At 31.6% G+C, this 9,570-nt stretch carries 10 protein-coding genes; 3 read left to right on the top strand and 7 right to left on the bottom strand.

Features of this window, described 5'->3' with window-relative positions; genetic code table 11:
- Positions 1 to 54 precede the first annotated feature (54 nt).
- A complete protein-coding gene (locus tag Q0856_RS04510; protein WP_298503013.1) occupies positions 55 to 405 on the bottom strand; it encodes a DUF6503 family protein in 351 nt (116 codons plus the stop codon).
- Between the two features lie 46 nt (positions 406 to 451).
- Positions 452 to 2,737 (bottom strand): inorganic phosphate transporter, encoded by a 2,286-nt coding sequence (locus tag Q0856_RS04505; protein WP_298503011.1) that lies wholly within the window; start codon positions 2,735 to 2,737, stop codon positions 452 to 454.
- A gap of 267 nt (positions 2,738 to 3,004) precedes the next feature.
- Here Q0856_RS04505 and Q0856_RS04500 point away from each other — a divergent pair, with 267 nt between their 5' ends.
- On the top strand, positions 3,005 to 3,364 hold the full coding sequence (locus Q0856_RS04500; RefSeq protein ID WP_298474664.1) for a nicotinic acid mononucleotide adenyltransferase: 360 nt from the start codon (positions 3,005 to 3,007) through the stop codon (positions 3,362 to 3,364).
- Between the two features lie 77 nt (positions 3,365 to 3,441).
- Here the strand turns inward: Q0856_RS04500 and Q0856_RS04495 are convergent, their stop codons facing one another.
- Positions 3,442 to 3,843: a carboxypeptidase-like regulatory domain-containing protein gene (locus tag Q0856_RS04495; RefSeq protein WP_298503010.1), complete on the bottom strand. Its 402-nt coding sequence runs from the start codon at positions 3,841 to 3,843 to the stop codon at positions 3,442 to 3,444.
- 280 nt (positions 3,844 to 4,123) lie between these two features.
- On the opposite strand from Q0856_RS04495, the gene dgt reads away from it, so the two are divergent.
- Positions 4,124 to 5,467: a dGTP triphosphohydrolase gene (dgt, locus tag Q0856_RS04490; RefSeq protein WP_298503008.1), complete on the top strand. Its 1,344-nt coding sequence runs from the start codon at positions 4,124 to 4,126 to the stop codon at positions 5,465 to 5,467.
- Between the two features lie 3 nt (positions 5,468 to 5,470).
- Here dgt and Q0856_RS04485 read toward each other — a convergent pair whose 3' ends face one another.
- Together Q0856_RS04485 and Q0856_RS04480 are read right to left on the bottom strand one after the other, a co-directional pair.
- A complete protein-coding gene (locus Q0856_RS04485) occupies positions 5,471 to 6,565 on the bottom strand; it encodes a DUF3078 domain-containing protein (protein WP_298474658.1) in 1,095 nt (364 codons plus the stop codon).
- Positions 6,566 to 6,569: 4 nt separating this feature from the next.
- Positions 6,570 to 8,345 (bottom strand): 1-deoxy-D-xylulose-5-phosphate synthase, encoded by a 1,776-nt coding sequence (locus Q0856_RS04480; protein ID WP_298503006.1) that lies wholly within the window; start codon positions 8,343 to 8,345, stop codon positions 6,570 to 6,572.
- Positions 8,346 to 8,504: 159 nt separating this feature from the next.
- Between Q0856_RS04480 and Q0856_RS04475 the strand changes: the two genes are divergently transcribed.
- On the top strand, positions 8,505 to 8,954 hold the full coding sequence (locus tag Q0856_RS04475) for a nucleoside deaminase (RefSeq protein ID WP_298474654.1): 450 nt from the start codon (positions 8,505 to 8,507) through the stop codon (positions 8,952 to 8,954).
- A gap of 47 nt (positions 8,955 to 9,001) precedes the next feature.
- Here the strand turns inward: Q0856_RS04475 and Q0856_RS04470 are convergent, their stop codons facing one another.
- Both Q0856_RS04470 and Q0856_RS04465 read right to left on the bottom strand, forming a co-directional pair.
- Entirely contained in the window at positions 9,002 to 9,193 is a 192-nt protein-coding gene (locus Q0856_RS04470) for a cold shock domain-containing protein (protein WP_291871416.1), read from the bottom strand.
- A gap of 86 nt (positions 9,194 to 9,279) precedes the next feature.
- Positions 9,280 to 9,531, bottom strand: coding sequence for a hypothetical protein (locus tag Q0856_RS04465; protein WP_298503003.1), 252 nt, complete (start codon positions 9,529 to 9,531; stop codon positions 9,280 to 9,282).
- Between the last annotated feature and the right edge of the window lie 39 nt (positions 9,532 to 9,570).

Raw genomic sequence — 9,570 nt, 5'->3', positions numbered from 1 at the left:
AAAAAATCCAGCGAAGCTAGCTTCGCTGGATTAATTTAATTATTTAATAAATTGTCAACCTATTTTAGGACGACTCAGACTATCTTTTTTATTTTGGGTAATGTTAGGACTGCCATTTAAAGTAAAAGAGCAGTCTCCTTTTTCTATAATAGACGTAATGGTGTTTTCTCCTTTAGTAACGACGGAGCTAAAATATGCGTTTGGTAGGTCTATGCTTATTTTACTATGACGCTTACTAGTATTAGGGGTTACCATGGTAATATATAATTGCCCTTTAAATGAATCCCAATTATTGTGGGGGTCATGATATTCTATAGCTTTGTTTAGTAATTGTTTACCAGTTAACTTTTGTCCTGTTACTGTAAAAGAAAAGAGGATAATACAAATATAAAAGTATCTTGTCATAGTTTTATTAATTCTATGTTTGTCAAGGTACTAATATAAATTATATCTATTCCTTATCTTCCGTAATTTCTATTTTGGCGGGTTCAACTGTACTATCATGTTTATTAAAATAGAGCTCTAAAAGATTAAATGTTGTTATTACCAAATCTTTAGTTTCTGATAGTAAAGAAAAGTAAAGTGCAGTATTTTTTGGACTGGATTCTTCTGTACGGGTTCTTTTTACTTGTTCTTGAATTTTGTCTGTAACTAAATTTAGAACCTTTTGCTTGTCCTTAAGAATAGCTCCTATTCCTTCAAAAGATTTGTTTTCAAAAACTTTATTTGTTTTTGTAAACAATTCATCCAGAACAATATCAAACTCCTTAAGTTCTTTGATTTGATTGTACTTTAGTTTTTTATGATTGTTGTTTATATGCTTATGGGTAATTTTAGATATATATTCTAGAGATTGTACTAAATCTTGTAGGTATTCTAAGATATTAATGTAAAAGTTACTGGCTCCAACACTTGCTTCATCTAAATTTTTAATAAAATAAAAAATATGATCTTTAAGTTCATCTATTTCATGAGATAATTTAACAACCCCTTTTTTATTTTTCTTTAATAAAGTTACATCTTGTTTTGCTAAACCATTAATACTGTTAGTATATATTTTATTACTTCTTTTTAATACCTGGGCAATGTTACTAGCACTTTCTTCAATAACTCCTTGAACGGAGCTACTTTCTGATTTTCTTAAGCTGTTTTCAGCTTTAATTTCTTTAGATTTTTTACTTTGTTTTTGGTAGTTTTTATAAATAAGGAAGAAAGCAAGAATCAGCAAAATTACTAAACCTATACTGCCTCCAAAATGAATACAGCAAGCAATAACAGCTGCGGCTAAAAAGGCAACAATTGCAGTAAAAAACCATCCGCCAATAACATTAAGAACTCCGGCAACTCTATAAACAGCACTTTCCACACCCCAAGCTCTATCTGCTAAAGAAGAACCCATTGCTACCATAAAAGTAACATAAGTAGTAGATAATGGTAATTTCATGGAAGTTGCTATAGAAATAAGAACACTGGCTACCATTAAATTTACAGCGGCTCTAACCATATCGAAAGCAGGTTTGTCTTGTTGCTTTACTATAACTTTAGGATTGTCAGCCTTTTCAAATTGTGTATTTATTTTTTCTTGTAAAACAGCTGGCATTATATTGGAAAAAGCTTCGGATGCTTTAATACTATATTTTACAATAACTCTGGAAAGATAATTTGGCTGAAAACGCTCTTCGCCTTCATCTTGTCTAGATAAATCTACACTAGTTTTTAGAACATTCTTTGCTTTAGTAGAAAACCAAATGGTTAAAACCATGATGAGGCCTGCAGCGAGCAATAAAAGGGTAGGAGTTTGTACTGCTTTTGACAGTCCGGCCATATTGTATTCTGTGGAAAGTATACCAGAAGCGCTCCAGTCTTGGTAAGATTGTAAAGCGGTAATTAATGGGCCAATAAAGTTGACTAAATCATTACCAGCAAAGGCCATTGCTAATGCAAACGTACCTAAAAGAATAATTAGTTTGTATATATTAGTTTTAAGGGTTGTAGTTAATACTAGAGAAATTAAAGTCCATACAATAAAATTAGCAGCAATAAATAATTCTCCTTGAGTGTTGATGAACTCAGATATAGATGGCGTTAAAATAGAAGCACTTTTTAGTCCCTTAACTATTATAAAATATATAATAGCAGTTATGGCAACACCGCCAAATATTGCACTTACCCACTTTGGTTTTTGATTAAATTTAAAAGAGATTAATATTCTAGAAATGTATTGCACAATAGCTCCAACCGTAAAGGCAATTAATACGGAGAGTAAAATACCGAGAATTATTTGGGTAGCTTTATCTGTATTTATATAATTACTTAGGGTAGTTAAGCTCTCGTCTAGATTATAAATTTTAATAATGGCTATTGCTACAGCTGCGCCTAATAATTCAAAAACAATAGAAACCGTAGTAGAGGTAGGCATTCCTAAGGTGTTAAAAAAATCGAGGAGAAGTATGTCTGTAATCATGACAGCCATGAAAATAATCATGATTTCAGAAAAGACGAAATTCTCAGGATTAAAGATGCCTTTTCGGGCAACCTCCATCATACCACTAGAAGACATTGCGCCAAAAGCAATACCAATACTCGCGACAATCATTATTGTGGTAAAGGGAACAGCTTTTGAGCCAATAGCAGAGTTTAAAAAATTTACTGCATCATTACTAACTCCAACTATTAAATCTGTAATTGCTAAGATTGCCAAAGCGACAACCATAAACACATAAATATTTTCGCCCATTAGGTATATATAAGATTGACAAAAGTCTTATTTAATTATGGGACACAAGTTAATTTAAGGTTATGAAATTACAAAATGAGATAAGATTATAGTTTTTCTTTTTTTAGTAAAAAAAGAAATCTATAGAAGGTTAATACTGAGTATTATTAACGTTGAAACACAATAAATGATTTTGTTTAGCGTTATCAATGTAAATTTAATGTTAACAAAATGTTTGTCAAAGGTAAATTATTTATTATCTTTGTTAATATATTTAATACGATTACTATGAGAAATACAATTATAACACTTGCTTTACTATTAATTTCAGTAACTGCTTTTGCTCAAAACAAAAGAGATGTTAAGCTGAATAAAGAAACAAATTTAATTGAAGCAACGTATTATCATGAAAATGGAAAGGTAAGCCAAGAAGGAACATTTAACCTTAAAGGAAAACTTCATGGGGAATGGACAAGTTATAACGAAAAGGGTGAGATTATTTCTATAGGTTCTTATATTAACGGAGCTAAAACAGGAAAATGGAAATTTTTAAATGGAGATGTTTTGAAAGAAGTTGCTTATACTAATAATGCTATAGAAAGTGTTGTAGAAGCGAAAAATACTTCTGGTGTAGTTTTAAGAAATTAGAGGTATTAAAAAAAATATAAAAGAAAAGCCTGCTTATTCATTTAGCAGGCTTTTCTTTTATATAAAAATTTAGAACTTTATTTAGTTCCTTCTTTTTTAGCACTTATATTTTCAAAGGCAATAGTTGTTTGCTCTTTATTAGCTATGTATAAATCCTCTAGGTTTAATGCAATGGCACTAAGTCCTTTATCAACTTTAGTAATCGTATTATTGACAACAACTACAGGGACTTCTATTGTTTCGTATCCAGGATAGCTAACAACAATTATATGTTCTCCTGCAGTAAGATTGTTAATTTCAAAATTTCCATGAAAATTAGTTTGCACTTTTCTTTCAGAATCTTTTAATGCAACATTTGCATATAATAAAGGTTCGTTGTTCATAGTAACATCCACTATTTTGCCTTTAACAGACCCATTGTCTTGTGAAAAGATGTGAGTTGAAACTAATAATAAACAAGCTAAAAATATGTTTTTCATTAAATAAGAAATTAGTTTTCTTTATTGCTCTGCAAAGAACAATTATCAATGTAAACATAAGGTTATCTACAGGTTAAAGTTTAGTAATACAATTGTTAAATGATTGTTTACTCGACATGCGAAATATAGATACCCCGGGGCTTAGTTCTAAACAAATATTATTTTCTAATAAATGGGCATGGGCTTGTCCCAAAGTAGTTTACTAATCTAGGTTGTATGTAGCTTAAAATATTATAATAGTAAAAGCTAAAGATGTAAATTGCAGTTTTAAATAGATGCTATGAATTGGGAACAATTACTTTCTTTGAAACGCCAAGGAGATACTTCGAAAAGATTACGAATAGATCAAGATGAAACTAGGCTTGGTTTTGAGGTAGATTACGATCGTATAATCTTTTCTTCTGCCTTTAGAAGTCTTCAGGATAAAACACAAGTAATTCCGTTATCTAAAACAGATTTTGTACATACCAGATTAACGCATAGTCTAGAGGTTTCTGTAGTAGGTAGAAGTTTGGGGAGAATCGCAGGAAAGAAAATTTTAGAAAAACATCCATACTTAAATGAAATACACGGATATAAGTTTAATGATTTTGGAGCTATAGTAGCTGCTGCAGCTTTAGCGCATGATATAGGAAACCCACCTTTTGGGCATAGTGGAGAAAAATCTATCGGGGAATATTTTAAAACAGGAAGGGGTAAAAAATACCAATCAGTTTTGTCTAGTAAAGAATATCAAGATATTATTGATTTTGAAGGAAATGCGAATGGCTTAAAATTACTTACAGAATCTAGAGAAGGAGTAGAGGGAGGGCTAAGACTTAGTTACGCTACTCTTGGTGCATTTATGAAATATCCTAAAGAATCTCTTCCCAAAAAGGCAACTAAGCAAATAGCAGACAAAAAATTTGGTTTTTTTCAGAGTGAAAAAGAGGCCTTTGTAGATATAGCTAAGGAATTAGGGCTAAAGCAGACAAGAGCTGGCGAAGATATTTCCTATGCCAGACATCCACTAACTTTTTTAGTAGAAGCGGCAGATGATATTTGTTATACAATAATAGACTTTGAAGATGGTATTAATTTAGGATTAATATCAGAAGATTATGCTTTAGAGTATTTAATAAAATTAGTTAAAGACAGTATTAATACTAAAAAATATAATTCTTTAGTATTTAAGGAAGATCGTTTGAGTTACTTAAGAGCTTTGGCAATAAATACTTTAATTACAGATGCTATAAACATTTTTGTGGCTAATGAAGAGGCTATCCTTAATGGAACTTTTCATGTATCTTTATTAGATAAAAGTGCTTATGCGGCTCAGATAAAAGATATTATTACTTTAAGTGTAAATAAGGTGTATAAGGCTCAAGAAGTAATAGAAAAGGAAATTGCTGGGTATAAAATTATTTCGGACATATTAGATGCTTATTCCTCTGCTCTTATTAATGAAAAAGAGGATAATGCATCAAATTACGATACTTTGATGATAAGTACTTTGCCCAAATTTTATCAACAAACAAAGGTTTCCACATATAATATTTTGCTAAATACGTGTTGTTATGTTGCGAGCTTATCGGATAGTGCAGCTGTTCATATTCACAATAAAATAATGGGTAAGCAATTATAGAATTTAAAAATCATAAGAAACACCAACACCTAATATTTGTTTAAACTGAATTCGAGGTACTCCAGAATCTGTAACCAACCCATTGGAATCCTTAATTTCATCAAATAAAATATCATCATCATAAATAATATGGGTGCCAATATTTGCTTTTATGTATTTATTTACTGTGAGGTCAAAATTTAGTTCCCAATCTACATCAACATTTCCAAAACTGGATAAGTAATCTGTATAAAGAGATAGTCTGTGTTTCATCTTAACATTTTTAGCAATATTGGTTTGCCAAGTATTGGTTATAAGAAAACCTAATTCTACGAATACAGTTTCTCCGGGAGTTATAATCTCTCCGTTAACATCTTTAACAGCTTTTTTAACACCAAAAGCACCATTATCCGCTAATCTTTGGTCTAATACATAAGTAGCTTTTAGAGTTACAGGAGACGTATATAAGTTAAACTTTTGATCTGGAGTTATATAGGAGGTTCCTGCACCAAAGAAGAAATAACCCGGAGCCATGAATCTAGATATAGGACTCTCTCTATTAGGGTATTTGTAACCATTAGAAAATTGGGTTCTTAAATTAGCTTTTACAGAGTAATACCAATTGGTTATAGTGTCTTTTCGGTAACCAAATGTGGAACTCATTCGTATTGCATCTCCGGATTTTCTTAGTTTACGGTCTTCTTGTGCATTTAGACCATATCTTAATTCTAGATAATTATCCCATTGTATGTACCTGAATTTATAGTTCCTTTCAAATTTTAAATCGCCTAATGCGGTGATAGAATTATTACCCCCTGCATTCCAATTAACAAAAGCGGCTTCATTTATACGTACACCAAAGTGGTTTGTTTTTATCCAAAAAGAGGGTACCCTAAACCGTTTAAATTTTTTAGATAGTGGTCTTGTTTTTTTAAAAGAAATATGAGGATTTGTAAGTTTAGCACTTCGAGGAATATGTTTTATTCTTTCTTGGGTTTTTCTAATTACTATAGTGTTTATAATAGTAGTATCTACTTCCGAAGTAGTAGCAAGGGAATCTTGAGAAATTCCATGGTACATGAAGAGTAATAGAAAGCTAAAAAATAAATTATTTTTCATTCGTTTAGGATAAGCGTAATTCATTTATGCTTTGTTTTATAGATTGTTCATCGATTTTTGCAATTTTTTGTAACTGCTTTATGGTCCCATGCTCTATAAAAGTATCTGAAATGCCCAGTATTTTTATAGTATTTTTATACCTGTTATTTATTGCAAATTCAGCAATAGCGGAACCAAAACCTCCTTTTTTACATCCATCTTCAAGCGTTATTATAGATTCATAATTTGTGAATATATTGTGAAGTCTGTCACTATCCAATGGTTTTATAAAGGGTAAATGGTAATGACCAATTTCATTTTTATACCCTAGTTCATTTATTACCTTCGACATTTTATTTCCAATTGGACCGGTTGAAACTATAGCAATTTTTGTGCCCTTTTTTAATTCTGAGGAACTTCCAATGGTAATTTTTTTAAATTCTTGCTTCCAATCTACGTTTAGTCCTCTTCCTCGGGGATAACGAATAGCAATAGGTTGTTTTATACCTAGCTGAGCAGTATACATAATATTACGTAGTTCTATCTCATTCAAAGGAGAGAAAATTAAGAGATTGGGAATACAACGTAGGTAAGCTAAATCGTAAACACCATGGTGTGTTGCTCCATCTTGTCCAACAAGTCCAGCTCTATCCAAACAAAAAATTACAGGTAAATTCTGTAAAGCAACATCATGAATTACCTGGTCATATGCTCTTTGTAAAAAAGTGGAGTATATATTACAAAATGGAATTAAACCTGCTTTTGCCATTCCTGCAGCCATAGTTACTGCATGCTGTTCTGCAATACCTACGTCAAAAGCACGATTTGGAATTTTTTCCATCATATATTTTAAGGAGCTTCCTGTTGGCATGGCAGGAGTAATACCAACGATATTTTTATTTATAAGAGCTAATTCTACTATAGTATGCCCAAATACATCTTGATATTTAGGGGCTAGAAGTGAATTGTTTTTAGGAATTAAATCCCCTGTGATTTTATTAAATTTCCCAGGCGCGTGATAGGTTACCTGGTTTTCTTCTGCCTGCTGAAGTCCTTTACCTTTGGTAGTGATTACATGTAGTAATTTGGGGCCTTTCACTTTTTGCAATCGCCCTAATTCTGTAAGTAAGACATCAAAATTATGCCCATCAATTGGTCCTGTATAATCAAAGTTTAAGCATTCGAAAATGTTTTCATCCTTTGCAGTTCCCTTTTTAACATTGGTTAAATATTTTTTTAAAGCGCCTACGCTCGGGTCTATGCCAATTGCATTATCATTTAAGATAATTAAAATATTGGCATCGGTAACACCTGCGTGATTAAGGCCTTCAAAAGCCATTCCGCTAGCAATAGATGCATCGCCAATTACCGCGATATGGTTTTTGTTCGAATCCCCTTTAAGATTTGCTCCTATAGCCATACCTAAAATAGCAGAAATTGAAGTAGAGCTATGACCCGTCCCAAAGGCGTCATATATACTTTCTTCCATTTTCGGAAAACCACTTATTCCGTTAAGTTGCCTGTTAGTTTCAAAAATACCTTTTCTTCCTGTAAGTATTTTGTGCCCATAAGCTTGGTGGCCAACATCCCAAATAAGATTGTCAATTGGACAATTAAAGATATAATGTATAGCAATGGTTAATTCTATTACACCTAAACTAGCCCCTAAATGCCCTTCTTTAGTAGAAACAATGTCAATGATAAAATTCCGTAATTCTTGAGCCAACTGAGGTAGCTGCTTTTGGGATAATTTTTTTAAATCATCCGGAGAATTAATAGAATTTAGTAGTGTGTGTGGCATTCCCATGAATATTGGAATACAAAGCTACCATTTTTAAATGTATGGAAAAACCCTGTATACTATTAATAGAATTTCTACGGAATTAAAAAAAGGATAAAACAAGTTATAGTTGAGTTTTTTCTCTATTAAAGTTGTAATAGTATTATTTATATTTACCTTATGATAGAGCCTTACGATGATACTTATTATATGAAAAAAGCTTTGCAAGAAGCAGAATCCGCATATGAGAAAGGGGAGGTGCCAGTTGGAGCTGTAGTAGTTATCAAGGATAAGATTATTGCAAGAGCGCATAACCTCACGGAGCAATTGAATGATGTTACAGCGCATGCAGAAATGCAGGCCATTACTTCTGCAGCTAATTTTTTAGGTGGAAAATATTTAAAGGACTGTACTTTGTATGTTACCTTAGAGCCTTGCCAAATGTGTGCGGGGGCTTTATATTGGAGTCAGATTTCTAGAATCGTTTTTGCAGCAACAGATTTGGAAAGGGGTTGTGGGGCATTAGGAACTAAACTACATCCAAAAACAAAAATAGAAGGAGGTTTATTGGCTGAAGAAGCCTCTGAAATCTTAAAAAGATTTTTTATAAAAAAAAGAAATTTAAATTAAAAAAACCCAGCCATAACTGGGTTTTCATTGCGTTTTCAGTAGAAAAGTTATAAAACCTGTACTTGTCCTGCGACAATACCTTTTTGGCCTTCTTCTTCTACATACTCTACTTTATCTCCTTCATTTAATTGCGTTCCGTTTAATGCTGTAGCATGAACAAAAATATCTTTTCCTGTGTCATCGTTGGTTATGAAACCATATCCTTTGGATCCATTAAAAAATTTTACTGTACCAGTCATTGCAATATAAATTAAAAATTAATACATCTAAATTTATAATATTTTGACTAGAAATTCTTTCTTTTTTAAATAAAAAACGATGGAAATTACTGATTTTCAGACTTTTTAGGTTCTTTTCCTTGCATTTTCCGTACGTTTTCTTCAGTAAGCATATAATCATTCATCTTTTTTCCTTTGCTTTCTTTATAAAGAAATAAAGGCATGGAAACTAAGAATAGAGTAGCCGTGCCAGCTCCAATGTATTTATTTGATAATACTTTTTGGGTTGTCTCTAAAGTAAAACCATAGATAATAGAAGCTATTGCGGTTAGCGTAATGAGTGTAATAATATATTTCAATTTTTTAATATTTAACAGATACAAAACATTCTAAAAATA

This window comes from uncultured Maribacter sp., from assembly GCF_947496775.1.
In the GTDB taxonomy this organism is placed as follows: Bacteria; Bacteroidota; Bacteroidia; order Flavobacteriales; family Flavobacteriaceae; genus Maribacter_B.
Note: the sequence above shows the minus strand (reverse complement) of the source record. Positions and strands in the feature narration are given on the sequence as shown.